Below are 22999 nucleotides of genomic sequence, written 5' to 3'. Positions count from 1 at the left end.
GCAGAAAGGAGCGATCCGATGCAGACCTGGCAAGTGGCCAACCCGTCCGGCCCGCCCGTGACGATCGAGGGTGAGGATCTGGTCAGCGCGATGTCGCGGCACCGCGAGGCGCTATTGGCGATCGCCTTCCCGGATGGCGGCGTCGAGGCGGTCCAGAACGCCTGGATGCACTGGGACAAGGATCTGCTCGACGGCGCAGGCGCGGTCGAGGTGATCCTGACCGGCCTGCGGGCTGGCACGGAGCGGCAGGGCCGCCTGCTGATCCACGCCGCGGCCAGCGCGATCGCCCCGGATACCGGCCGGCCGGTATTCTTCTGACCCTGCGTGGCCTTCGCCCCGTCACCAGGCGATCTCGTGCCGGAGAGTTTCGCGGGCGCGGCCGAGGCGGGAGCGGACGGTGCCGATCGGGATCTGGAAGGCCTGCGCCGCCTCCTCATAGGAATCGCCGTTGATCGCGACCGCCTCGATCAGCTCGCGATGATGGCGCTGCAGCCGGCCGATGGCGCTGCCGAGCCGGGCGAGGTCGAGCACATCGTCCTGGCTCGGCGGCTGCGGCCCGTCGAAATCCTCGGCCGGCACCGCCACCATCCGGCCGCGGCGCTCGAATTGCGACAGGAACACCCGTTTCATCACCACGCAGAGCCAGCCGGCGACGTTGGTGCCCGGCTGCCAGAGATGGAATTTGTTGTAGGCGCGCAGCAGCGTGTCCTGCAGCAAATCCTCCGCATCCGCGCGGTTGCGGGTCAGCGATCGCGCATAGCGGCGGAGCTCGCATATGACCGGGGCGACGACAGCGGTGAATTCGGCGCAGTCCGCGGCACGATTTTGGTCCGGCATCGGTCTTCCCTTCAAGGCTGACGGTCGCCTGAACGAAACGCTTCGAGGCGACAATATTCTGCAAGGAACACAAGAAATAACTTCGCCTCGAATGCATCGTTCCTTTGGCAAATTTCATATCAAAAGTTAACTTTAATTCTCGATTAACAAATGTTTTCCTAGAACCAATCAAGTAAACGATTCTCCGGCATCTTCAATTCGGAGGAACCATGGGCGGCGGCGCGCCATTCAGGATGATGTCGCCCACTGCCCGATGGATCGCAGCGCCATGACCGTCATCCGCCTCCGCGACCGCCAGCCTCCCGAGGCCGAGCACGTCTCGTGCGATCAATGGGGACGGCCGATGTTCCGCTTCGTCGTCGAGTATCCGCATCTGACGACGCCGTCGGGCCGGGAGCGGGTCTGGACCGCGACGGTCTGGGCTTATGACGAGCAGGATGCGGAGGCGAGGCTCGACGCCATCCGCCGGGCCGGTCATGTCGAGGGCCAGGTGCTCGAAGCCGGCCCGTGGTAACGGAGGACGGGATCATCGACACGCTCGACGGGGACGGGCTGCGGTTCGGCCCCATCGGGGACGCCGCCATCCATCTCTGCATCGACATGCAGGAGCTGTTCGCCCGCGAGACCCCGTGGCATGTGCCCTGGGCTCACCGCACAGCGCCGTCGATCCGGCACCTCGTCCGGCATCGGCCCGAGCGCACGGTGTTCACCCGCTTCCTGCCGCCCGAACGGCCGGATGACATGCCGGGGTCCTGGCGGCGTTTCTACACCCGATGGGCGGAGATGACCCGCGGCGCGATCGAGCCGGCGCTGCTCGAGCTGGTGCCGATGCTGGCGGAGTTCGTGCCCCCTGCCTCGGTCTTCGACAAGCACGGCTATTCGGCCTTCACCGCGCCGGATCTCGGCCGGCGCCTGCGGGAGGGCGGCGTCGACACGCTGATCGTCACCGGCGGCGAGACCGACATCTGCGTCTGGGCCACGGTGATCGGCGCGATCGACCGCGGCTACCGGGTGGTGCTGGCGGCGGACGGGGTCTGCAGCACCTCGGACGCCACCCATGATTCCCTGCTGCATCTCTGTCGCAACCGCTTCTCGCAGCAGATCGAGGTGGCCTGGATCGACCAGATCATCGACGCCTGGCGCTAGAGGCCGGGAACCCGATCTGCCGGCGGGCCGTCATTCCAGCGAGCGAAGCAGCAGCGCCGGAGCCGTCCTTGTCCGATCTAGACCCACGCAAGGGCATGCCGAGCCCGCGATTGAGCGAGGAGGAATTCCGGCGGCGGTTCCTGGGCCGGTTCCAGGACCCTGCCTATGATCCGCTGCAGGCGGAGCTCGACCGGATCGCGGCTGCGGCCTGGGACGCCTACAGCCATTCCCGCAAGAGCCCGCATACCCGGAAGGCCGGCTCCAGCTTCGCCGATCCGGATTATAACCTGTCGGTCGACTGGATCGCCGCCAGCGAGGCCATCCGCGCGGCCGGGCACCGCCATGCCGACCCGGCCCTGCCCGCCCGGATCCTGCTGGTCTGCGGCTCCCCGCGCAGCGAGCACAGCTGCCCGGGCGAAATGTCCAAGAGCTTCCGGCTGATCGAGCTGGCGCGCGAGGTCTTCGCCGCGGCGGACGGCGTCGAGGCGGATGTGCTCGACCTCAGCCGGCTGGCCTCGGAGTACGGGCGGCAGATCCATCCCTGCAAAGCGTGCTTCTCGACCTCCCCCGCCCTCTGCCATTGGCCCTGCTCCTGCTACCCGAACCATTCGCTCGGCCAGGTCGATGACTGGATGAACGAGATCTATCCGCTGTGGGTCGCTGCGCATGGCGTGATGATCGTGACGCCGGTGAACTGGTACCAGGTCACCTCGCCGGTGAAGCTGATGATGGACCGGCTGGTCTGCGCCGACGGCGGCAACCCGGACCCGACCTCGACCCACGGCAAGGACGCCCGGCGGGCCAAGGAGATCGAGATGGCCGGTTGGGACTATCCCCGGCACCTGGCGGGCCGCCACTTCTCGGTCGTCGTGCATGGCGATGTCGAAGGCGCGGAGGGTGTGCGCCGCAGCCTGGCGGACTGGCTGACCTCGATGCATCTCATCCCCGCCGGGCCGCTGGCGGAGGTCGACCGCTACATCGGCTACTGGGAGCCCTACGCCACCAGCCATGCCGCGCTCGACGCCGACACGGCGATCCAGGAGGAGGTGCGCAACGCCGCCCGCACCCTGCTGGAAGCGGTCCTGGCCCAGCGTGCCGGGCGGCAGGTCGCGGCGGGCTCCGCGCTGCAGGAGCCGCGCCAGAAATAGCCGCGGTCAGCGCGGACGCAGGAACCGGCGCAGCTCGTCGGCCAGCAATTCCGGCGCTTCCTCCGCCATGTGGTGGCCGCAGTCGAGGCCATGGCCGCGCAGATCGCGGGCCCAGGGCCGCCACACCGACAGCACGTCGCCATAGAACTCCTCGAGATCGTCGCGCAGCGCCCACAGCACCAGCGCCGGGCATTCGACCCGCCGCCCGGCGCGGCGGTCCTCGGCATCGTGCTCGCGGTCGATGCCGAGCCCGGCGCGATAGTCCTCGATCATGCCGTGCACGGTCTCCGGATCGCGGATCGCCTCGCGGTAATCGGCATAGGCCTCGGCGCCCATCTGGTCGGCGGTGGCGCTGTACCAGGCGTCCGGATCGGCCAGGATGGCGCGCTCCGGCTTGGCGGGCTGGCCGAAGAAGAACCAGTGCCACCAGGCCCGGGCGAAGCGGGCGTCGCGGCGCTCCAGCGCCTCCAGGATCGGCACCGCGTCGAGCACGGCGAGGCGGCTGATCCGGTCCGGATGGTCCAGGGCGGCGCGGAAGGCGGTGTAGGCGCCGCGGTCATGGCCGACGATGGCGAAGCGGTCGAAGCCCAGCCGCTGCATCAGCGCGACGCAGTCCCGCGCCTTGGCCCGCTTGGAGGACCCGGCGTGGTCCGGCGTGTCGGCCGGCTTGGAGGACCGGCCGAAGCCGCGCAGGTCCGGGCAGACCACGGTGTGGTCCGCGGCCAGCAGCGGCGCCACCCGGTGCCAGGTCGCGTGGGTGCGGGGATGGCCGTGCAGCAGCAGCACCGGCGGCCCGGACCCGCCATGGCGCACCCGCAGCGTGGCCTCGGGCAAGTCGACCGTCTCGAGGATGAAGCCGTCGAACATCGCGACCTCCCTGGTGTTGAAATCCTGACACTCGGTACCCGAGAGATGCTTCGACCTTCTACCCGGAGGGACAGAAGGCGCGGCATTCTCGCCGCGCCCCTCCCATGGTCCGCATCCGGCTCGTTGCGGACGCTTCCAGGAGAGCAGTTGAGCGTCTGTTCTGTCCCCCATTGCTGACATCCAGGGGACTTCCAGTCTCCTCCGGACCGGGCCCTTCGCGCCGCCCTAGCGAGCGGTCATGTCCCTGGGGAGTGGTGTCGCGGCGGAGAGGAGATCAGCGCGGTCTCCGGCGTGGGCCGGATCGCACGGCTCCTCGTTCTCCGGAACGAACTGGCCCCGATGATCGAGGCGTGCTGCAATGGCCGTGTCGCCGGATGCCGGGTCATCGAAGCTCTCGCCGGCGAGGGCTGATCAATGCCCTGGCGGCCCATTGTTCGGCCAACTGCATCGAACTTGCGCAAAGGTCGAAAAGTGCCGAGAAAGAAGCCGATCAGCGGATATGAGGCTGCGCTGTCGGCTCCTGCGCACTCATGGTGTGACCGTGAATGGGGTCACCATCCCCGCAGCATAGTGCCCGGGCTCATTGCAGATCAGCAGATATGACCCGGGCGCGAGTGTGACATCGATGGTGCCGGATGCGCCGGGCTGGAGATCGTCGGTGTCACCCAGGACCTTGACCTGCTCATCCGCAACCTTCGCCTGCGAGTAGTCGTAGGGCAGCGGACCAAGGATCGTCGACCGCCACGATCAGCACCTCATGCGGCATCGCTCGGGACCGGTTCGTGACGTCGAAGCGCACGGAACCGGCCTTCACACCGGGGCGATCGATGCGGACCGCCAACACTCCCGTCATATTGCCGGGCCGCATCATGCCCAGCCCCATCTGCCCTCCGCCGACGGGATCCTGGCCCATCGTGCCAGCCCCCATCATCCCGTGTCCCGCAGGCTCCATGCCGATCGAGACCGACATGTCGGTGAGAACCGCCTTCACCAGAGGGACGTCGTCGCCAGCCGGCACAGGCAGGCAGGCTGCGGAAGCCAAGAGGAATGCCGCTGCGAAGCGTCCAAGCCTTTGCTCCGTCGACCTTGTCCTTCGGGACCGAGTCTTCCATCACCCAAATGGCTGTTTCGGGTCGAAGCGGACATGCAGCGCCGTGACTGCGTCCGCTGTTGGTCGCGTGTGCCTTGCCAGGCGGCGCACCGCCTGGCGTCTGGTCTCATAACCGTTCGAATTGCTGATAGATCGACCGACCGATGGCTGCGATGCGATCCGGCCCAAGTTCTCCGGACACGACACAGTTGAGTCCGTCATCGGCCCAATAAAGCGCCGCGATGTCTCCACGCTGCACAATCTGCGGGTCGCTGCGAATATCCGTATCGGCCTGGAAATACAGCGTGAGGCGCCGCCCACTCACGTCCTCGTACATCAGTTGAGCGGCGGCGCCTTGCGGCGCAGGCAGCAGACGTCCCCCCAGAAGCCGGAAGTCGAAGGTCGTGAGATCCGGCGCAATCAGGGGACGGCCCAGCCGCGCCGAAAGCCATTGCAAAAGCTGCCTATCGTTCTCGGCCGGCACTTCGACAGCATGCGCCGTCTCGCTGGCGAAGAGACGATGCGCAGCGACCGCATCCTCGACCGCCGCCGCCCAATCCGTCGAGGTAGCGGCTTCTCCGTCGGTCGTGACGACGCGGTGGCCGATCCAGCCCGCGATGCCGCCCAATGCGATCCATGCGACGACGGCAGCAGCGGACGAAAGGCGGCGTCGCTTCAACCGCATCCGCTGCGCTGTGATGGTTGTGATCCGGAGCCGAGTGGGGATCGCCTCTTCGGCCTTGAAGGCCAGACGTGCGCGCAAGATGTCGCGTTGCTCGCGGTAGGCGGCGACCTTCGCCTCCATGTCGGGCTGACGCGACAAGAATTGTTCCACCGCAGCGTGGCGATCGGCAGTGAGACGACCGTCGACATAGGCCTGCAGATCATCCTCGCCAATGGTGGCGCCGTCGCTCGTCATTTTACGCTCCTCAAAGCCGCACGAGGCTCACTCCCAAGCAAGCGCCGCAGCTTCTCCCTCCCACGGCTGAGCCGGGACATGATCGTGCCGACCGGGACGCCCAATATCCTGGCCGCGGCCTCGTAGGAGAGATCCTCGACCCCGATCAGCAACAGGGCCGAACGCTGCTCCTCCGGCAAGCTGTCGAGCGCCGCAAGGATGTCGCGCATCGCCAGCCGACTGTCCTGGCTCTGCTCGCGGGAAGGCTGATCCGCGAGCACTGCCATGCTGATGTGGCGGCCACGGCGCGCCTGCTGGCGGAGGCCATTAAGGAAGAGATTCCGTTGGATTGCGAAGAGCCACGCCCTGAGATCGCCGTCGCGGCGCTGCAGGTGCCAGCGGTCGAGCGCCCGCTCCAGACAATCCTGCACGAGATCATCCGCGGCATCATCATCCCGCAGCAGCGCCCAGGCATACCGGCGAAGGGCCGGTATATGAGGCTCGATCAGGACCGCGATTTCATCCATCGGCCGGGCATCCTGGGGCGGGCAGCGACGGCCTCCGGCCGTCGTTCGCCGCCGGCGCGGCGAAAGTCCTAGGGACGGGCGATCTGCCAGACACCATCGACCCCGTCGCCCGTCCCCTCACCGGGCTTGCGGTCCCCGGTCCAAGTGTATAGCGGCCGACCCTGGTAGGCCCATTGCTTCGAGCCGTCGTTCCGTGCCGCCAAGCTCCAGCCAGCCGGTGGCCGGCTGCTGGCGCTGGCGGTCAGTGGCGGCCAGAAGACAGCGCACAGGCCGTCGCAGTTCGACTGGTTTGGGGCATCGCGGTCGTATACGTACAAGGTCATGCCCCGAGCGTCGACAAAGCCGGGGGCCCTCTCGATCGCGGCCATCTTGGGCGGCTCCACCGTGGGTGCGACCGAACCGCAAGCGCCCGTGATGGCGCCGAGCAGCAGTCCGGCCAGGTTGGCGGCTTTCATCAGTTGGGCGTCCAACGTCTGCGTCCGGTGACCAAGGAGACACCGGCGGGGCCAATTTATTTCATCATTACATTTTTTTAATGCGGCTTGAAAACATCGTGCCGTGGCGCGAATATGGAGAGGCTTCGAGTGAATGCTTGGGCAAGTCACGCCAGTGTCGCTCGACATCATAGATTCACGGCTCGCAAAGAACGTGGTCCCAAGCAGCGCCCGTGGTGTGATATCGAATTCGCCGGAGCCTACCAAGGCCCGAGCGACCCTCCAAAAATCAAGTGCTTTTTGGAGAACACCATGAAACCTATCGTGGCGCCGGGCAGCCGCCGGCGCACGGAGGTGCCGCTGTACTCTGGAATACGGGTGTTGGACAACGAGAGGACATGAGTCATGACCAGCCGCATGATGCTCATTCTTGCCGCGTCCGTGCTCGCCTTCGGCGGGACCGCCAAGGCCGCCGATCATCTTGTCACGGCGCAACAGCATGGCCTGACGACAGACAGCCACGCCTTCGCCACCAATCCAGCGGGCCATAGCGGCGACTTGGCGCCCGGCCAGGGCGATCCCAAGGTCGGTGAAAACACCCAGACCCCTGCGACCGACACCCCGCAGGCGAATGCCCACGCGCAGGTAAAGCAGCGGTAGTTGAGAATCGAAGTCGTCGCGTCTGGTCAGGAGAATGTCGCTCTGCGCAGGGCGACAGCAAAGTCAACGAGCGCTCACATCCAGCATCCTGGTTAGACCTCGCCGGCATCGGCGCCATGGAGCCGGCCCTGCTACGCTGAGGCGTCGGAGGGCATCCTGCTTCGATCCAGGCGTAGGGCCAGTCCTGCGTGGCGCAGAGCGCGAAGCAGGATGGCGGGTCGCGAGGGATTCGAACTGCTATGTCCAGGTTATTCTGCTGCATCAAGGTTCGCTAATCAGTTAAGGCGGCCATCCAATCGCACGCATCGAATGACCGCTTCTCTATCGCGGTGTAGGTCAATCGCTCGTGCCAACTGGCTGCCTGCGCCAGACGCTCAATTCGCCCTCATCGTGCGGGCCTATGTGCCGACGCAGCCGGTCCAAGATGGCAGCGACAAGCTACCGAACGTTGAGCGCGACCGCCCCCAAGTGAGGAACGAAGCCGGGATTGGTTGCGAACGTCCCCAGCCAGCGATGGTTTGCCGAATTTTCGACCCTAGTGGCCGGCCGGACGCTTCGGGTCGGAGAGCATCCACCAACAAGTCTCATTACCGCCGCTTTGCGGACGTCCATCGGTCGTGGTCCGAAGGTCCGATATTCACCCTTTGCGGTCAGGAGGCTCGGCGATGCCGGGCCTCCACCGCTTCCCGCCCGAAGCGGAAGCTCGTCTCGGGTACCAAGCGTCAGGATTTCGCCCCTAGACCAGCTCCCGCACCGTGTCGGAGGCGACGGTCAGGGCGATCTTGCGCCGGGCCGGGGTGCCGCGCGCCAGCGACTCCGCCAGATGAACCGCCTGTTTCAGCGTCGCCTTGGCCGGCATCGGCGGCTCATGCGGGTCGACCACCGCCTCGACCAGGGCCGGGCCCGGCGCCGCCAAAGCCTCGCGCAGCACCTCGCCGCATTGCGCCGGGTCGTCCACCGTCCAGCCGGCGACGCCGAAGCCGCGCGCCACGGTGGCGAAGTCGATCGGCTGCAACTCGCAGACATATTCCGGGTTGCCCAGGAACACCATCTGCTCCCATTTGATCTGGCCCAGGGCGTTGTTCTTGATCACCACGATCTTGATGTCGAGGTTGTACTTCACGCAGGTGGCCAGCTCGCCGATCAGCATGGTCAGGCCGCCGTCGCCGATGAAGCACACCACCTGCCGGTCCGGATAGGCCACCGCCGCGGCGATGGCATAGGGCAGCCCGCAGGCCATCGAGGCGAGGTTGCCGGAGCAGGAGAACATCATGCCGTCGCGCATCGTCAGGTGCCGCGCCGCCCAGGTGGTGATGGTGCCGGAATCGGTGGCGACGATGGCGTCGTGCCGCAGCAGCCGGTCCAGCTCATGCGCCACCACCTGCGGCTTCATCGGCGTGTCCCGGCGAGTGCCGCGCTCGACCATCAGCGCGTTCCAGTCCTTCATCCCCTTCCGGGCCTTGGCCAGGAAGGAGCGGTCGTCGCGATGGGTCAGGCGCGGCAGCAGCGCCTCCAGCACCTTGCGCGCGTCGCCGACCAGGCCGGCCCCGACCGGGCACCGCAGGCCGATGCGCTGCGGGTCGAGGTCGATCTGCACCGCCCTCGCCTGCCCCAGCTTCGGGTAGTACTCGATATAAGGGAAGGCGCTGCCGGCGATCAGCAGCGTGTCGCATTCCTCCAGCGCCTCCTGCGACGGCAGGGTGCCGAGCAGCCCGATGCCGCCGGTCGAATACGAGCTGTCGTCCGGCAGCGCGCCCTTGCCGAGCAGCGGCTTGATCACCGGCGCGCCCAGCCGCTCCGCCACCGCCTCCAGCACCTCGCGGGAGCCCAGCGCGCCGCGGCCGGCCAGGATCGCGGTCTTCTTCCCGGAATTCAGGATCGCGGCGGCGCGCGCGATCTGGTCCTCGCCCGGCATCTGGGCCGGAGGGGCCATGACGTCGGAGACATGGCCGGGCACGTTGCGTTCCGACCGCGTCCGCGCCTCGACCGGCTGCGACTGCATGTCGACCGGGATGGTCACATGGGCGACGCCGCGGCGGGCCAGCGCCGTGCGGCAGGCCAGATCGACCGCGTTCTCGACATGGTTCGGCCCCATGATCCGGACGTTGTAGGTCGCGACGTCGGCGAAGAGCTTGTCCAGCTCGACATCCTGCTGGGTGAAGGTGTGCACCAGGTCGTGGAATTGCAGCCCGGTGATCGCCAGCACCGGCTGGCCGTCCAGCTTGGCATCGTAGAGCCCGTTCAGCAGATGGATGCCGCCGGGGCCGGAGGTGGCGAGGCAGACGCCCAGCTTGCCGGTCCATTTGGCATAGGCGCAGGCGGCGAAGGCCGCCGATTCCTCGTGCCGCACCTGGATGAAGCGGATCCTGTCCTGCCGAATCCGCAGCGCTTCGATGACGCCGTTGATGCCGTCGCCGGGGATGCCGAAGATGGTGTCGACCCCCCAGTCGACCAGGGTTTCGACCAGGACGTCGCCGGCGGTGGGGCGGGCCATCTCGCTTCTCCTGAGGTTCGGGGTTCGCCTGGGCAACGGCAGCCGGCGACGGGCCGTTCCGGCCGGCGGCGGCGGGAAATTTCGTCGCACGGCTTGAGCCGGACCGGGGCCTGCCCGCGTTGCTGGGTCGGGACCACGCACCGATCGCAGCCGATCGCGAGGGCTTGCCATGACGCCAGACGATGCCGCCCGCACCGATACCGAAGCGGGCGAAGACCGGAAGCCGGCCGCACCGGAGGAGGACCGCCGAGGCTTTCTCGCCCGACACGGACGGGCGGTGCTGATCGGCGCGGTCGCGGCCGTGGTGCTGCTGGCCGGCGCCGTCGGCTGGTGGCTGCACGCCCGGAATTACGAAAGCACCGACGACGCCTTCATCGATGCCCGCAGCGTGTCGGTCAGCCCGCAGGTCAGCGGCGCGCTCGTCGACGTGCCGGTGACCGACAACCAGCTGGTCGAGGCCGGCGCCGTGCTGGCCCGGATCGACGACCGCGACTATGCCGCCGCCCTGGCCCAGGCCCATGCCAAGGCCGACCAGTCCCAGGCCGATATCGCCAATTTCGCGGCTCAGATCGAAGCGCAGCAGGCCAGGCTCGACCAGGCGCGGGTGCAGGTCACCGCCGCCCAGGCCGCGCTGCAATTCGCCCAGGATGAGAACCAGCGGGCGCAGGACCTGGTGAAGACCGGCGCCGGCACGCAGCAGCGGGCCGACCAGGCCGGGACCGACCTGCGCCAGCGCCAGGCCGATCTCGACGGCGCCCGGTCCGGACAGACCTCCGCCGACAAGCAGCTGGGCGTGCTGCGGGCCCAGGCGCAGGGCGCCGCGGCCGCGCTGGAGCAGGCGCAGGCCTCGCTGCTGCAGGCCCAGGCGAACCAGGACCGCACCGTGCTGACGGCGCCGGTCGCCGGCCGCGTGGCCAAGCTGTCGGCCGCCAACGGCGCCTATGCCTCGCCCGGCCAGAGCCTGATGATGCTGGTGCCGCGCGAGATCTGGGTCACCGCCAATTTCAAGGAGACGCAGCTGGACCTGATGCGGGCGGGCCAGCCGGTCTCGATCTCGATCGACGCCTATCCCGGCCGGGACTTCCCCGGCCATGTCGACAGCCAGCAATTCGGCAGCGGCACCGCCTTCGCCCTGCTGCCGGCCGAGAACGCGACCGGCAACTACGTCAAGGTGGTGCAGCGGGTGCCAGTGAAGATCGTGTTCGACCAACCGCCGGACTTGCCGCTGGGCCCCGGCATGTCCGTCGTGCCGACCGTGACGGTGCGATGAGCGCCGAGGCTGCCGGCAGCCGGTCCGCCGCCGGCGGCCGCAACCCGTGGGTGATCGCCGGCGTGGTCTCGATCGCCACCTTCATGGAGGTGCTGGACACTTCGATCGCCAATGTCGCGCTACGCCACATCGCCGGCGGGCTGGCCGCGGGGCAGGACGAGAGCACCTGGGTGATCACCAGCTACCTCGTCGCCAATGCCGTGGTGCTGCCGATCAGCGGCTGGCTGTCCGGCGTGGTCGGGCGCAAGCGCTTCTACATGATCTGCGTCGCCCTGTTCACCGTCAGCTCGCTGCTGTGCGGCCTGGCGAGCAGCCTGGAGATGCTGATTTTCTGCCGGGTGCTGCAGGGGATCGGCGGCGGCGGGCTGGCGCCGAGCGAGCAGTCGATCCTGGCCGACACCTTCCCGCCGGAGAAGCGGGCCCAGGCCTTCGGCGTCTACGCCATCGCCGTGATCGTCGCCCCGACCTTCGGCCCGACCATCGGCGGCTGGATCACCGACAACTTCTCCTGGCACTGGATCTTCCTGATCAACGTGCCGATGGGCATCGCCTCGCTGGTCCTGGTGCAGTGGCTGCTGGTCGAGCCCGAGGTGCTGCAGCGCGAGCGCCGCCAGGCGCTGGCCGGCGGGCTGAAGGTCGACTGGGTCGGGCTGCTGCTGGTCGCGCTGTGGCTCGGCTGCCTCGAGGTCATGCTCGACAAGGGCCAGCGCGAGGACTGGTTCGATTCCACCTTCATCACGATCTTCGCCGGCATCTCCTTCGTGTCGCTGGTCCTGCTGGTGCCGTGGGAGCTGTCGCGCAAGGACCCGATCGTCGACATCCGGCTGGTGCTGCGCCGGCAGTTCGGCACCACCTGCCTGGTGATGCTGGCGGTCGGCGCCATCCTGTACAGCTCGACCCAGATCCTGCCGCAACTGCTGCAGGAGCAGTACGGCTACACCGCCACCTGGGCCGGGCTGGCGCTGATGCCCGGCGGGCTGGTGATGTTCGTGCTGATGCCGATCTCCTCCCGCCTGACCAACCTGGTGTCGCCGCGATACCTGATCATGGGCGGGATGGCGGTGGTGGCGGCGGCGATGTGGCACTTCACCACCCTCTCGCCCGGCGCGGATTTCGGCTACTTCGCGTGGTCGCGGGTGTTCCAGATGATCGGCCTGCCCTTCCTGTTCCTGCCGATCACCACCGCCTCCTACGCCGACCTGCCGCCGGACAAGACCGGCCAGGCGGCGGCGCTGATCAACGTGGCGCGCAATCTCGGCGGCTCGATCGGCGTGGCGCTGTCGACCGCGCTGCTGGCCCAGAACGCACAGGTGCATCAGAACTATCTCGCCGGCCATGCCTCGCCCTCGTCGCTGCCCTATCAGCTGGGGCTGGACCAGGCGACGGCGCATTTCATGACCCAGGGCGCGACCGAGGCCACGGCGCGGCAGCAGGCCTTCGACTGGATCGGGCAACTGGTGCAGGACCAGGCCTCGCTGCTGTCCTATATCGACGTGTTCCAGGCGCTCGCGGTCGTGGCCCTGCTGATGATCCCGGTGGCGCTGCTGCTGCGCCGAGGCCGGTCCGCTGCCGCGGCGCATTGAGGATTGCGGAACCCGGGCGCACCGGCGGCCATTGCTTTGTCAGCGCAATGGCCGCCGAGGAGGCGGAGATGGTTTCAGAAGTGCCGGGCCGCCGCACGCCAGATCCCGCCGAGCCGCCGCCCGTCAAAGAGCCCGAGGGCGAGCGGGTCATCGAACGCGCACAGGATGTCAGCCTGGCGCGCGGGCCGGAGCAGGAGGGCTCGCGCTGGACGCTGCCGATCCTGGTCGGGCTGCTGGTCATCGTCCTGATCCTGCTGGTCCTGGCCCTGACCTGACCGGTCAGGCGTCGCCCCAGTGTTCCTCCGTCGGTCGGGACGGCAGCGCGGCGCCGCAATCCGCCCAAGCCAGGCGGCTTTCCACGCCATAATGGTACCCCGGCGCGAAGGCGTCGGCGTGGTCGAGGGTGCCGGCATGCAGCGCCACCTCGTCGTGCCCGTCATAGCTCAGGCTGATCGGGGTACCGCAACGGTCGCAGAAGCTGCGCCGCGCGATCGGCGAGGAGCGGCGTTCCCGCGGGAGCCCCTCCCCGCCCCAGCGCAGGCTGTCTTGCGGAATCCAGGCCAGCACCGCGAAGGCACTGCCGGTCGCGCGCCGGCACATCGTGCAATGGCAGTAATGGACCCGGGGCCGGGCCGATGCCTGGTACCGCACCCGGCCGCAGAGGCACCCGCCCGTGATCGGCTCCATCCGCGATCCCTTCCCACGCGGTTCCCACTCTCGGTGACAATGAGCAGGCTCGGCCGCCGGTTCCGGCCCGGTCAGGCTCGGCGCCTCCGCCGGCGCATCGCCCGGCGCAGGCTGCGCTGCGACCTGAGGCGCGGATTGGTCAGCTCGTCGATCGCGTAGTTCAAGAGCGAGAAGGCGAAGGCGACGATGGCGATGCAGGCGCCGGAGGGCACGAAGGTCCACCACGCCCCGGTCAGCAGGCTGGAGTTGTTCGCCGCCCAGTACAGGTTGGTGCCCCAGCTGACGGCGCTGGTGTCGCCGAGGCCGATGAACTCCAGCCCCGCCTGGGCGCCGATGCCGTAGACCACCGAGCCGACGAAGCTGGCGGCGACGATCGACAGCATGTTCGGCAGGATCTCGACGAAGACGATGCGCAGGCGGCTTTCGCCCAGCATCTCCGCCGCGATGACGAAATCCTTCTCGCGCAGGGCCAGGGTCTGGGCCCGCAGCACCCGCGCCGGCCAGGCCCAGCCCGTGACCGTCAGCACCAGCACGATGGTGGCGTGGCCCGGCGGCAGGAAGGCGGCCAGCACGATCAGCAGCGGCAGGCTGGGCATGATCAGGAACACGTTGACCACCAGCGACAGCAGGTCGTCGGTCCGGCCGCGGAGATAGCCGGCGGTCATGCCGACCAGGGTGCCGAGCGCCGTGGTCAGGATGCCGACCAGCACGCCGGCGCTGAGCGAGATGCGCGAGCCCCACACCGTCTGCGCCAGCACGTCCTGGCCGGAGCTGGTGGTGCCGAACCAGAAGGCGGCGGAGGGCGACTGGTTCGGTCGGCCGACGAAATCGTTCGGGTCGCCCGGCGCAATCACCGGCGCCAGCAGCGCGATCGCGGCGGCCAGCAGCAGGATGATCGCGCCTGCCAGCGCCTTGCGGTCGGAGAACAGGGCCAACGGCCGACGGTCGGAGCGCGGCGCGGCCGAGGGGATCGCGGAATCGGTCATTGCAGCCGCACCCGCGGGTCGAGCCGGATATAGAGCAGGTCGACCACCAGGTTGGCAGTCAGCACCGCCGCGGTGATCAGCAGGAACAGCCCCTGGATCAGCGGGTAGTCGCTGCTGCGCACTGCGGTCAGCAGCAGGAAACCCATGCCGGGATAGGAGAACACCACCTCGGTCAGCAGCGAGCCGCTGAGGATGAAGCCGAGCGACATGCCGAAGGCGGTGACGTTGGGCAGGAGGGCGTTGCGCGCGGCGTAGGACAGCATTACCCGGCGCATGGTCAGCCCCTTGGCCTCGGCCATGGTGACATAGTCCTCGGCCAGCACGCCGATCATCGAGTTGCGCATGCCGAGCAGCCAGCCGCCGATCGACACGGCGACGATGGTCAGGGCCGGCAGCGCCAGGTGGTGGGCGACGCTGAGCAGGAACTCGGCCGTCAGCCCCGGCTGCAGCGTGTTGTCGTAGCCGTGCCGCAGCGGGAACCAGCCGGAGCGGAAGCCGAGCAGATAGAGCGCCAGCGTCGCCAGCCAGAAATAGGGGAAGGAGTGCAGCAGCATGGTCACCGGCGGCAGCACGGCATCGGCCAGCCGGCCGCGATGCCAGGCCGACAGCACGCCGAGCAGGCTGCCGATGGCGAAGCTGAGCAGCAGCGCGGTGAGGCCGAGCAGCAGGGTCCAGGACAGGGCCGAGCCGATGACGTCGAGCACCGGCGCCGGGAAATAGCTGATCGAGGTGCCGAAATCGCCGCGCAGCGCATGCGCCAGATAGGTCACGTACTGCACCGGCAGCGGGTCGTCCGACAGGCCGTAGGCGGTCTTCATCGCCGTCAGCGCGGCCGGGTTCAGCTGGCCGTGGAAGCGGGCGAAGATCGCGATCGACGGGTCGCCGGGCATCAGCCGCGGCAGGAAGAAGTTCAGGGTCAGCGACGCCCAGGCCGCCACCAGGTAGAAGCCCAGGCGCCGCGCGATATAGGACATCTCAGGCCGGGGTCAGCGCGGTCAGGACCAGCAGCGATTCCGAGGAGATGTTCGGGCCCAGCAGCGCATAGGGCGCATCGGCCGACGGGAAGCCCTTGAACTTGGCCGTGCTGCATTCGCCCCATTGCGGGCCGGGATACAGCGGGATGGCCGGCCATTCGTCGAGGAAGGCCTGCTGCATCTCTCGGGCGAGGCCCTTCTGCTGGGCCTCGTCGGCGGTCGCCGCGAATTTTTCCAGCAGCTCATCGATCCTGGGGCTGCCGTAGCGGTGCCAGTTGACGGCGGCCACCTCCCCCACCGGCCGCGTCACCTTGCCGGACATCATCGACTGGAAATGGTCGAACGGCGTCGGGTTGATGCTGGTGCTGCCGAGCGAGAGCTGGAACGAGCCCTTATAAGTGGCGTCATACCAGGCCGTGACCTCGACCCCGCGCAGCTTCACCCGGATGCCGATCTCCTTCAGGTTCTGGGCGATGATCTGCCCGCCCTGGACCCAGTCGGACCAGCCCGAGGGCATCACCAACTCGAACTCCAGCGGCGTGCCGTCCGGCGCCTTGCGGACATCGCCGTCACGGGCGTAGCCGGCGGCGTCGAGCATCTCGTTGGCCTTGGCCGGGTTATACGAGACCAGGTCCTTGCCGGCCTCGACCACCGCCGGGTCCTTCCACTGGGCGTAGAGGTCGCTCATGCCGGTGGCGTCGGCCGGCCTGGTGTAGTCATAGACCGCGACGGTGCAGATCTGCTGCCGGTTGACGCCCATGCCGATCGCCTTGCGCAGGACGATGTCATCGAGCGGCTTGGTCGCCGTGTTGGCGTAGAGCATCACCATCTCGCCGATCAGCGGGTACCAGTAGCGGAAATGGTCGGGGTTGCGGGCGACGAAGGTGTTCTCGACATCGGGGATGAACAGCTGCATCCACTCGAAGTCGCCATTGATCAGCCCGAGCGTGCCGGCGTCGTTGGAGGCGTAGGACGGGAAGGCCAGCCCCTCGATCCCCGGCTTGCCTGCCTGCCAGTAATTCGGGTTGCGGTGCAGCTCCCAATATTGCGGCTTGAACACCGTGACCTGGGTGAAGGGGCCGGTGCCGACCGGGTTCTCATTGGCATGGGTCACCGGGTCGGCGACGTCCTTCCAGACATGCTCCGGCACGATCGACTGCTGGCCGATGGCGTAGAGCGCCGGGGTGAAGGCGCGGCTGAAATCGACCGTGCATGTGTGGTCGTCCGTGGCCGCGGCGCCGGTCATCGTGTCCATCACGCCGCGGATGCCGCCGGAGCCGGACAGGCCCGGGTTCTTCTTCAGAAGGTTCAGGGTGAAGGCGACGTCGCGGGCAGTGAAGGGCTGGCCGTCGGACCATTTCACCCCGTCGCGCAGGGTGAAGCTCAGCCGCTTGCCGTCGTCGCTGAAGCCCCAGCCGGTGGCCAGCCAGGGCGTGGTCTTGCCGGTGGCGGTGCAGAACACAAGCATCGGCTCATGGATCGCGTACTGGGTCGGGAACAGCGAATCCGGCACCAGTGGGTTGAAGTTGCGCACCCAGGATGCCGCCTGGCCGGCGCCGATCCGAAGCAGCGGCGCGCCGGAGCCGTCCTGCGCCCGGACGAAGGGCGCGGTGCCGGCCATGGCGCCGGCGATCCCGGTGGCGGCCGCCGCCTGCAGCAGGCCGCGCCGGGTCAGTCCCTGTTTGTGATGGCGAGAGATCGTCTTCATCGCGGTCCCTTTCGCTCTGGTTGAGGTTTTGTGAGGTCAGATCGCCTCCAGGAGCTCCCGCACATAGCGGATGGCGCCGCGGGCGCTGTCGGCCTCGTCGGTGCCGATGCCGGCCTCGATGCACAGCGGGCCGCGATAGTCGGCCGCCTTCAGCGTGCGCAGGATCTCCTTGAGGTCGGCGCTGCGGTCGCGGCCGTCATGGCCGGTGCGCGGCTGCTGGCCGGCGCCGTCATAGGCGGTGACCTTGACGTGGCAGGTGAAGGCGGTGGGCGCCATCACCCGGATGCCGTCGCGCCAGGTGCCGCCGACGAAATTTCCGGTGTCCGGGCAGGTGCGGAACCAGGTCGACCCGACCGTCTTGAGCAGCCCCTGGACATGGCCGGGGTCGAAGGAAGCGCCGCCGTGGTTCTCGATCAGCAGATGCACGCCGGTATGCTCGGCCTCGGCCGCGAGCTCCTGGTAGCTCTCGACGATGCGGCCAAGCTCCTCGGCCGTGGTCGGCTCGCTGCCGCCGCTGTTGACGCGGATCGCCTCCGACCCCACGGCGCGGGCGACATGGAACCACTGCTTCAGCGCCTCCAGGTCGGTGCGCCGGCGATCGGGGTCGGCCGCGGAGATGTCGCCCATGTCGACGGCGATGTTGCGGACGCTGACGCCCGCCGCCCTGATCGCCTGCCGCAGCTCGTTGAGATAGGCGGCGCCCTGGCTCGGGAAGAAGGCGGAGCAGAGCTCGATCACCCCGACGCCGAGCGCCTTGCCGGCGGCCGGCAGCTCGAGCTGGGTCATCGTCTTCTGGTGCAGGATCGGCTGGTGGTAGAGCCAGCCGGCGATGCCGAAGGTGTCCATCGGTGTCCTCTCCGTCAGAAGGTCGTGCGCAGCTCCACCGCCGCGCCGGTGCGGGCGGAGTCGATGCTGCGCACCATGATCTCGAGTGCATGGCGGGCGTGTTCGGCGCTGAGCACTGGCTGGGTGCCGTCGCGCACACATTCCGCCAGGTGCTTGACCAGGATGGCGCGCTTCAGCCGCTGCCACTGGTCGTCCAGGTCGCCCTCGGCCGGATCCGGCTTGGGCATGGTCCAGCCATCCTCCGCCGGGGCGGCGCCGAGGCGGAACAGCTCCAGCGGCGGCAGCGCCGGGTTGGAGTGATAGTTGTAGAGGTTCAGCGTCCCGGCCCGGCCGAAGATCTCGACATGCGGGCTGCGGGCGGCGTTGACGTTGTAGCTGCCGTCGACCACGGCAAAGGTCGACCCGCCGAAATCGAGCATCATCAGCGTGTTGTCGTCGGCCGTGACCTCGATGTCCAAGCCGGCGAAGGGGCCGGCGCGAACCTTGCGCAGCGGCTCGGTGATGCCGGAGAAGGCAACCACCCGCTTGGCTGGGCCGAGCAGCCCGGTGATGTCGTGGATGCCGTAGACGCCCATGTCGAGCAGCGGGCCGGAGCCCTTCTGGTAGAACCAGGTCGGGTCCAGCGGCCAGGCGCCGGAGGCCGGCCCGCCATGCGAGCCGCGGACCCGGGCGAAGCAGGGCTTGCCGATCGCGCCCTCGGCGATCAGGCGCTTGGCCTCGACCCGGTTCTGGTACAGCAGGTTGGGCGGGGCGACGACGCATTTCAGGCCCCGCGCTGTCGCGATCTCGACCAGCTCGTCCGCCTCCTCCAGCGTGCTCGCCAGCGGCTTCTCCAGCACCAGGTGCTTGCCGGTCTCCAGGATCCGCTTCGAGGTCGCGTAATGCAGCGGGATCGGCGTCAGGTTCACGACCAGGTCGAGATCCGTCCGCTCCAGCATCTCGTCCAGCGATTCATGGGCGTGCGGGATGCCGTGGTCGCGCGCCACGTGGGCCGCGCGGCCGGGCACCGGGTCGGCGATCGCGACCGTGGCGACCAGCTCGGGGATCAGCGTCATCCCGGGCAGGAAGCCGCCCGAGGCGGTGGCGATGGTCCCCGCCCCCAGGATCCCGGCACGCAGAACGCGATCGGTCACGGCATCTCTCCGTTCGACAGCAAGGATCAGGCGGCGGCGCGCTCGGCCTGGCGCAGCAACTCGCCGAAATATTCGAGGAACAGAACGGCCTGGGAGTCGACGAAGTCGCGGCCCTGGATCTCGTTCCGCTCGTTCAGCGCCAGGTGGCAGTATTCGAAGCACACATAGCCATCATAGCCGATCTCCTTCATCGCCCGGACGAAGGCCGGATAGTTCGGCACGTCCTCGCCGAAGCGGTACGGGTACTGCACCACCCGGCCCTTGGCGTCGCGCTTGAACTCGCCCGAGGCGTGCGAATGCACCTGCAGGCCGCGGCCGGCGAGGCAGGCCTGGCGCATGTAGTCGTCGTCCTGCCGGGTCATCAGCGGCGCGTCGAGGCAGGCCATGAAGGCCGGCGAGCCGACCTCGCGCACCATGTCGATCACATCCTGGTGGTGGCGGATCACCGGCCCGTGATTCTGCAGCGCCAGCACCACGCCCTGGCCCTCGGCGAAGCGGGCCAGCTCGCGGAAGGCGGCGCGGGCCTGCTGCCAGATCTCCAGCCGCGTGGTGTCGCGCCAGATCTCCTCCCAGCGCCGCCGGGCCACGTCGTAATGGGCCAGGCCGTCGGCACGGGTGGTGACGCCGGGCCAGGCCAGGAACACGCGCAGGATCTTCGACCCCAGATCGGCGGTCAGGCGGATCTGCTCGCGCACCATCAGGATCTGCGGCTCGAGATGGTCCGGCACCGGGGTGGTGAAGTCGTTGTTGGAGGCGACGGCGGCGATCTCGATCCCCTCCCCCGCCGCGACCCGCCGGATCTCCTGCCGCGCCGCGGCGTCGAGATCCATCGGGTTGCCATGCGGCCGCTTGCCATCGAGCTCGATGCCGGCGAAGCCGAGCTGCCGCGCCTTGCGGATCAGGTCGGGCAGCGACAGCGCCTCGCCGCGGTACCAGATGCCGGCATAGGACACGCTGTACAGGCCGAGCTTCATCATGCCCTCCCCTTCCGACGCCTGCCGCAGCCGGCGCTGCAATTTCATGAAACGAACTGCAAGATTTTCACAACGCTGCCGCGAGTCCGATTTGCCGTCAACCGGATTCTCGCGTAGCTGTAGCTTTTCGCGAGACGCGCTGCTGCAAGCGTTGCAGAAAGCTTGCAGGAACCGGGGCTTCCATGATCTGGTGCGGCAGGCTTTCGCCCCTCTGGACTCAGGAATGACCGACCGCGTCACGCTTTTCGACATCGCCCAGGCCGCCGGCGTCTCCACCGCGACGGTGTCGCGGGTGATCACCGGCCGCGGGCCGGTCAGCGAGGAGATGCGGCGGAGGGTCGAGGCGGCGGCCGAGGCGCTGCAGGTCAATGTCGCCGACCGTGGCCGCGCCGGGGGCCGCCAGACCGGTACCATCGCGCTGGTGCTGAACCATCTCGACTGGCCGATCATCCCGGAATGGCTGTCGGCGGCGCACCGCGCCATGGCCGGCTTCGGCTACAACGCCATCGTCACCGCCTCGGAGGGCGGGTCGGCGGTGCGGCAGCACTGCACCCGGCTGATCGTCGAGGGCCAGGTCGACGGGGCGATCTTCTACAGCCCGCATGGCGAGACCTACACCGCGATCCTGGACCAGCTGGGCATCCCTGACCCGCAGCATCACGGCCGCGGGTCGTTCTGCATCGACCTGCGGCGCAAGCGCGGCTTCTATGTGCTGGTCGACGAGGGCCAGGTCGGCCGGCTGGCCGCGACCCATCTGGTCAGCGCCGGCGCCCGCAGCATCGCCATGATCGCGGGCCCGCAGGACGCCACCGTCAGCACCGCGCGGCAGAAGGCGTTCCTGGATGCCGTCGCCGCGCTGGGCCAGCCGCGCGACGGCATCCTGACCGAGGCGGCGAACAGCTGGACCTTCGATGGCGGCTATGCCGCGATGGGCGCGGTCCTGGCCCGCAACGACCGCGTCGACGGCCTGTTCGTGGCCAGCGACAACGCCGCCATTGGGGCGCTGCGCCTGCTGCATGAGCGCGGCGTGAAGGTGCCGGGCGACCTGATCCTGGTCAGCGTCGACAACATGCTGGATGGCGCCTACAGCATCCCGTCGCTGACCACGATCGACATCCGGGTGCGCGACCGCGCCGAGATCGCGGTGTCCGAGCTGGTGCACCTGATGGAGGAAGACCGGGCCGAGCCGAAGGACGTCGCCGTCCCGGTCAACATCGTGGTCCGGGAATCCTCGCGCTTCCTGACCCGGCGTCCGTAAATCAGGCCACTCCCTGCTCCTCGTGCATGTCGGCCCGCCGGTCGCCGGAGGAGAAGGCGATGATCGCCTGCAGAGGCTGTTCGCCGACGCAGCGCGCCCAGTGCGGCACGCCGCGCGGGATGCGTATGGCGCAGCCGGGCTCGAGCGCCAGGATCTCGTCGCCCAGCCGGTGCTCGCAGCGGCCGGAGACGACGTACAGAACCTCCTCGCAATTCGGGTGCGAGTGCAGCGGGTTGCGCTCGCCGGGCTTGATCGTCACCAGGCCGAAGGTCAGCTCGGCGCCGGGCATGGCGGCGCCGGTCACCAGCCAGTCGAGCCGACCCCAGTCGAGGATCGCGGTCTCGCGGCGGGCGGCGTCGGCCACGCAGGGATGGGTGGTCATAGGGTCGTACTCCGCGATCGGGATCAGAGGCTGACGGTCACGCCCGCCGGCGTGCGCTGGAAGACTTCGAACAGGGCCATGATCTGGCCGGCGTCCTGCAGCGTGCCCTTGGTCGGCGGCGTGCCGGCCAGGACGCTGTCGCAGAAATGCAGGATCTCCGGCACATAGCCGAGATAGAAGAGATTGTTGTTGTAGAGCTGGCCCAGCGAGCATTCCGGCTCCCACACGATCGGGGCCTCGTGGTCGCCCTGGATGAAGGACGCGGCACGGCCATAGGCGGGCAGCGCCGCCCGCCGGTAGTAGGTCAGCCGGACGCCGTTCTCGACCACCGCATTGGCGCGGTCGCCGATCACCTCGACCCGCTCCAGCGGGCTGGTGCCGGACTGGCCGGCGGCGAAATGCAGGCTGCCGATGGCGCCGCCCTTGAACCGCAGCGACACAACGGCGGCGCCGTTCGCCGGCTCCCACTCATAGCTCATCCGGTCGACCGGCCCCATCAGGTGCAGGAGGATCGCGGCCGGATGGTAGATGTGGTCGAGGAAGCTGCGCATCGCCACCAGGTCGCCCCGTTGCTCCGGGGGCGGCAGCGCCTGCGGGTAGCGCACGGCGATCGAGGAGACCCGGCCGAATTCCGGGCTGTCGATGATCGATTTCAGCTTCTCGATGGTCGGGAAGAAGACCTTCTTCAGCCCGGTCATGACGAAGCGGCCATGCCGTTCGCTCGCCGCCTCCAGGTCGCGCACCTCGGCCAGGCTGGCGGCGGTCGGCTTCTCCATCCAGACATGGGCGCCGGCGGCCAGCACGTCCTGCGCCAGGTCGGTCGCCTGCACCCGCCCGTCCGGATGGTAGCTGGTGACGATGAACACCACCTCCGGCTTCTCGGTCGCCAGCATCTCGCGATGGTCGGTGTAGCTGCGGCCGGCCCCGAACAGCCGGGCGTAGTCCGCCGCCCGGCCGCCATCGACGTCGCAGATTGCGGCGAGATCGACCGGGGCGTAGCGCAGCGACGGGTAGATGTTGCGGTAGGAATGGCCGCCGGCGCCGATGAAGCAGGCCTTGAGGCGCCGCTCATATTCGAAGTTGTAGGTGATGGTCAT

The 22999-nt window shown here is 68.5% G+C and carries 25 protein-coding genes; 9 read left to right on the top strand and 16 right to left on the bottom strand.

Going from position 1 to position 22999, the window contains the following annotated elements; all coding sequences use genetic code 11:
* Positions 1 to 18 precede the first annotated feature (18 nt).
* Positions 19 to 318, top strand: a complete 300-nt coding sequence (locus tag FFK22_RS22725) for a hypothetical protein (protein WP_138886549.1) — start codon at positions 19 to 21, stop codon at positions 316 to 318.
* 21 nt (positions 319 to 339) lie between these two features.
* On the opposite strand, the gene FFK22_RS22720 is transcribed toward FFK22_RS22725, so the two are convergent.
* Positions 340 to 837, bottom strand: a complete 498-nt coding sequence (locus FFK22_RS22720; protein WP_138886550.1) for a sigma-70 family RNA polymerase sigma factor — start codon at positions 835 to 837, stop codon at positions 340 to 342.
* Positions 838 to 1105: 268 nt separating this feature from the next.
* Here FFK22_RS22720 and FFK22_RS22715 point away from each other — a divergent pair, with 268 nt between their 5' ends.
* From FFK22_RS22715 to FFK22_RS22705, 3 genes are all read left to right on the top strand, one after another.
* Positions 1106 to 1351 (top strand): hypothetical protein, encoded by a 246-nt coding sequence (locus FFK22_RS22715; protein WP_138886551.1) that lies wholly within the window; start codon positions 1106 to 1108, stop codon positions 1349 to 1351.
* Complete coding sequence (locus FFK22_RS22710) at positions 1345 to 1983, top strand: cysteine hydrolase family protein (RefSeq protein ID WP_306770153.1); 639 nt, start codon at positions 1345 to 1347, stop codon at positions 1981 to 1983. Before FFK22_RS22715 ends, FFK22_RS22710 begins: the two co-directional genes overlap by 7 nt.
* Before the next feature lie 68 nt (positions 1984 to 2051).
* A complete protein-coding gene (locus tag FFK22_RS22705; RefSeq protein WP_221938782.1) occupies positions 2052 to 3131 on the top strand; it encodes a flavodoxin family protein in 1080 nt (359 codons plus the stop codon).
* 6 nt (positions 3132 to 3137) lie between these two features.
* Here FFK22_RS22705 and FFK22_RS22700 read toward each other — a convergent pair whose 3' ends face one another.
* From FFK22_RS22700 to FFK22_RS43110, 5 genes are all read right to left on the bottom strand, one after another.
* Positions 3138 to 3998, bottom strand: a complete 861-nt coding sequence (locus tag FFK22_RS22700; RefSeq protein WP_138886552.1) for an alpha/beta fold hydrolase — start codon at positions 3996 to 3998, stop codon at positions 3138 to 3140.
* 682 nt (positions 3999 to 4680) lie between these two features.
* Entirely contained in the window at positions 4681 to 4989 is a 309-nt protein-coding gene (locus tag FFK22_RS22695; protein ID WP_138886553.1) for a hypothetical protein, read from the bottom strand.
* A gap of 226 nt (positions 4990 to 5215) precedes the next feature.
* Positions 5216 to 6007, bottom strand: a complete 792-nt coding sequence (locus tag FFK22_RS22690) for an anti-sigma factor (RefSeq protein ID WP_138886554.1) — start codon at positions 6005 to 6007, stop codon at positions 5216 to 5218.
* Positions 6004 to 6513, bottom strand: a complete 510-nt coding sequence (locus tag FFK22_RS22685) for a sigma-70 family RNA polymerase sigma factor (protein ID WP_138886555.1) — start codon at positions 6511 to 6513, stop codon at positions 6004 to 6006. The genes FFK22_RS22690 and FFK22_RS22685 overlap by 4 nt, the downstream gene beginning before the upstream one ends.
* A gap of 68 nt (positions 6514 to 6581) precedes the next feature.
* Complete coding sequence (locus tag FFK22_RS43110; protein ID WP_186002595.1) at positions 6582 to 6968, bottom strand: hypothetical protein; 387 nt, start codon at positions 6966 to 6968, stop codon at positions 6582 to 6584.
* A gap of 384 nt (positions 6969 to 7352) precedes the next feature.
* Here FFK22_RS43110 and FFK22_RS22675 point away from each other — a divergent pair, with 384 nt between their 5' ends.
* Entirely contained in the window at positions 7353 to 7607 is a 255-nt protein-coding gene (locus tag FFK22_RS22675) for a hypothetical protein (protein ID WP_138886557.1), read from the top strand.
* Between the two features lie 736 nt (positions 7608 to 8343).
* Here FFK22_RS22675 and FFK22_RS22670 read toward each other — a convergent pair.
* Positions 8344 to 10101, bottom strand: a complete 1758-nt coding sequence (locus tag FFK22_RS22670; RefSeq protein WP_138886558.1) for a thiamine pyrophosphate-dependent enzyme — start codon at positions 10099 to 10101, stop codon at positions 8344 to 8346.
* Between the two features lie 169 nt (positions 10102 to 10270).
* Between FFK22_RS22670 and FFK22_RS22665 the strand changes: the two genes are divergently transcribed.
* The 3 genes from FFK22_RS22665 (at position 10271) to FFK22_RS22655 (ending at position 13229) form a co-directional block, all read left to right on the top strand.
* Positions 10271 to 11371: an HlyD family secretion protein gene (locus tag FFK22_RS22665; protein ID WP_138886559.1), complete on the top strand. Its 1101-nt coding sequence runs from the start codon at positions 10271 to 10273 to the stop codon at positions 11369 to 11371.
* Positions 11368 to 12954: a DHA2 family efflux MFS transporter permease subunit gene (locus FFK22_RS22660; RefSeq protein ID WP_138886560.1), complete on the top strand. Its 1587-nt coding sequence runs from the start codon at positions 11368 to 11370 to the stop codon at positions 12952 to 12954. Before FFK22_RS22665 ends, FFK22_RS22660 begins: the two co-directional genes overlap by 4 nt.
* 68 nt (positions 12955 to 13022) lie before the next feature.
* Complete coding sequence (locus FFK22_RS22655; protein ID WP_138886561.1) at positions 13023 to 13229, top strand: hypothetical protein; 207 nt, start codon at positions 13023 to 13025, stop codon at positions 13227 to 13229.
* A gap of 4 nt (positions 13230 to 13233) precedes the next feature.
* Here the strand turns inward: FFK22_RS22655 and FFK22_RS22650 are convergent, their stop codons facing one another.
* The 7 genes from FFK22_RS22650 to FFK22_RS22620 all read right to left on the bottom strand — a co-directional run bounded on the left by FFK22_RS22650 (position 13234) and on the right by FFK22_RS22620 (position 20310).
* Positions 13234 to 13641: a GFA family protein gene (locus tag FFK22_RS22650; protein WP_138886562.1), complete on the bottom strand. Its 408-nt coding sequence runs from the start codon at positions 13639 to 13641 to the stop codon at positions 13234 to 13236.
* Positions 13642 to 13712: 71 nt separating this feature from the next.
* Positions 13713 to 14627: an ABC transporter permease gene (locus FFK22_RS22645; protein WP_138886563.1), complete on the bottom strand. Its 915-nt coding sequence runs from the start codon at positions 14625 to 14627 to the stop codon at positions 13713 to 13715.
* Positions 14624 to 15601 (bottom strand): ABC transporter permease, encoded by a 978-nt coding sequence (locus FFK22_RS22640; RefSeq protein ID WP_138886564.1) that lies wholly within the window; start codon positions 15599 to 15601, stop codon positions 14624 to 14626. Before FFK22_RS22640 ends, FFK22_RS22645 begins: the two co-directional genes overlap by 4 nt.
* Before the next feature lies 1 nt (position 15602).
* Positions 15603 to 17309: an ABC transporter substrate-binding protein gene (locus FFK22_RS22635; RefSeq protein ID WP_138886565.1), complete on the bottom strand. Its 1707-nt coding sequence runs from the start codon at positions 17307 to 17309 to the stop codon at positions 15603 to 15605.
* Between the two features lie 36 nt (positions 17310 to 17345).
* Positions 17346 to 18155, bottom strand: coding sequence for a sugar phosphate isomerase/epimerase (locus FFK22_RS22630; protein ID WP_138886566.1), 810 nt, complete (start codon positions 18153 to 18155; stop codon positions 17346 to 17348).
* Positions 18156 to 18169: 14 nt separating this feature from the next.
* Complete coding sequence (locus FFK22_RS22625; RefSeq protein WP_138886567.1) at positions 18170 to 19288, bottom strand: Gfo/Idh/MocA family protein; 1119 nt, start codon at positions 19286 to 19288, stop codon at positions 18170 to 18172.
* Between the two features lie 26 nt (positions 19289 to 19314).
* Positions 19315 to 20310 carry a sugar phosphate isomerase/epimerase gene (locus FFK22_RS22620; protein WP_186002594.1) on the bottom strand — a complete coding sequence of 332 codons (996 nt, stop codon included), beginning with the start codon at positions 20308 to 20310 and terminating at the stop codon, positions 19315 to 19317.
* Positions 20311 to 20485: 175 nt separating this feature from the next.
* Here FFK22_RS22620 and FFK22_RS22615 point away from each other — a divergent pair, with 175 nt between their 5' ends.
* A complete protein-coding gene (locus FFK22_RS22615; RefSeq protein ID WP_373683759.1) occupies positions 20486 to 21520 on the top strand; it encodes a LacI family DNA-binding transcriptional regulator in 1035 nt (344 codons plus the stop codon).
* Between the two features lies 1 nt (position 21521).
* Here FFK22_RS22615 and FFK22_RS22610 read toward each other — a convergent pair whose 3' ends face one another.
* Both FFK22_RS22610 and FFK22_RS22605 read right to left on the bottom strand, forming a co-directional pair.
* Positions 21522 to 21902, bottom strand: a complete 381-nt coding sequence (locus tag FFK22_RS22610; RefSeq protein WP_138886570.1) for a cupin domain-containing protein — start codon at positions 21900 to 21902, stop codon at positions 21522 to 21524.
* A gap of 23 nt (positions 21903 to 21925) precedes the next feature.
* The gene (locus FFK22_RS22605; protein ID WP_138886571.1) at positions 21926 to 22999 is read right to left on the bottom strand and encodes a Gfo/Idh/MocA family protein; all 1074 of its coding nucleotides are present in this window, start codon (positions 22997 to 22999) and stop codon (positions 21926 to 21928) included.

It is taken from the genome of Mycobacterium sp. KBS0706, from assembly GCF_005938675.2.
In the GTDB taxonomy this organism is placed as follows: Bacteria; Pseudomonadota; Alphaproteobacteria; order DSM-16000; family Inquilinaceae; genus Inquilinus.
Note: the sequence above shows the minus strand (reverse complement) of the source record. Positions and strands in the feature narration are given on the sequence as shown.

Excerpts from the sequence above, each read along its gene's own strand:
- FFK22_RS22645 (WP_138886563.1), bottom strand. The coding sequence starts at position 14,627 with ATGACCGATTCCGCGATCCCCTCGGCCGCGCCGCGCTCCGACCGTCGG.
- FFK22_RS22665 (WP_138886559.1), top strand. The coding sequence starts at position 10,271 with ATGACGCCAGACGATGCCGCCCGCACCGATACCGAAGCGGGCGAAGAC.
- FFK22_RS22725 (WP_138886549.1), top strand. The coding sequence starts at position 19 with ATGCAGACCTGGCAAGTGGCCAACCCGTCCGGCCCGCCCGTGACGATC.
- FFK22_RS22615 (WP_373683759.1), top strand. The coding sequence starts at position 20,486 with ATGACCGACCGCGTCACGCTTTTCGACATCGCCCAGGCCGCCGGCGTC.
- FFK22_RS22720 (WP_138886550.1), bottom strand. The coding sequence starts at position 837 with ATGCCGGACCAAAATCGTGCCGCGGACTGCGCCGAATTCACCGCTGTC.
- FFK22_RS22620 (WP_186002594.1), bottom strand. The coding sequence starts at position 20,310 with ATGAAATTGCAGCGCCGGCTGCGGCAGGCGTCGGAAGGGGAGGGCATG.
- FFK22_RS22700 (WP_138886552.1), bottom strand. The coding sequence starts at position 3,998 with ATGTTCGACGGCTTCATCCTCGAGACGGTCGACTTGCCCGAGGCCACG.
- FFK22_RS22660 (WP_138886560.1), top strand. The coding sequence starts at position 11,368 with ATGAGCGCCGAGGCTGCCGGCAGCCGGTCCGCCGCCGGCGGCCGCAAC.
- FFK22_RS22635 (WP_138886565.1), bottom strand. The coding sequence starts at position 17,309 with ATGAAGACGATCTCTCGCCATCACAAACAGGGACTGACCCGGCGCGGC.
- FFK22_RS22690 (WP_138886554.1), bottom strand. The coding sequence starts at position 6,007 with ATGACGAGCGACGGCGCCACCATTGGCGAGGATGATCTGCAGGCCTAT.
- FFK22_RS22685 (WP_138886555.1), bottom strand. The coding sequence starts at position 6,513 with ATGGATGAAATCGCGGTCCTGATCGAGCCTCATATACCGGCCCTTCGC.
- FFK22_RS22605 (WP_138886571.1), bottom strand. The coding sequence starts at position 22,999 with ATGACCATCACCTACAACTTCGAATATGAGCGGCGCCTCAAGGCCTGC.
- FFK22_RS43110 (WP_186002595.1), bottom strand. The coding sequence starts at position 6,968 with ATGAAAGCCGCCAACCTGGCCGGACTGCTGCTCGGCGCCATCACGGGC.
- FFK22_RS22610 (WP_138886570.1), bottom strand. The coding sequence starts at position 21,902 with ATGACCACCCATCCCTGCGTGGCCGACGCCGCCCGCCGCGAGACCGCG.
- FFK22_RS22630 (WP_138886566.1), bottom strand. The coding sequence starts at position 18,155 with ATGGACACCTTCGGCATCGCCGGCTGGCTCTACCACCAGCCGATCCTG.
- FFK22_RS22640 (WP_138886564.1), bottom strand. The coding sequence starts at position 15,601 with ATGTCCTATATCGCGCGGCGCCTGGGCTTCTACCTGGTGGCGGCCTGG.
- FFK22_RS22675 (WP_138886557.1), top strand. The coding sequence starts at position 7,353 with ATGACCAGCCGCATGATGCTCATTCTTGCCGCGTCCGTGCTCGCCTTC.
- FFK22_RS22670 (WP_138886558.1), bottom strand. The coding sequence starts at position 10,101 with ATGGCCCGCCCCACCGCCGGCGACGTCCTGGTCGAAACCCTGGTCGAC.
- FFK22_RS22650 (WP_138886562.1), bottom strand. The coding sequence starts at position 13,641 with ATGGAGCCGATCACGGGCGGGTGCCTCTGCGGCCGGGTGCGGTACCAG.
- FFK22_RS22715 (WP_138886551.1), top strand. The coding sequence starts at position 1,106 with ATGACCGTCATCCGCCTCCGCGACCGCCAGCCTCCCGAGGCCGAGCAC.
- FFK22_RS22655 (WP_138886561.1), top strand. The coding sequence starts at position 13,023 with ATGGTTTCAGAAGTGCCGGGCCGCCGCACGCCAGATCCCGCCGAGCCG.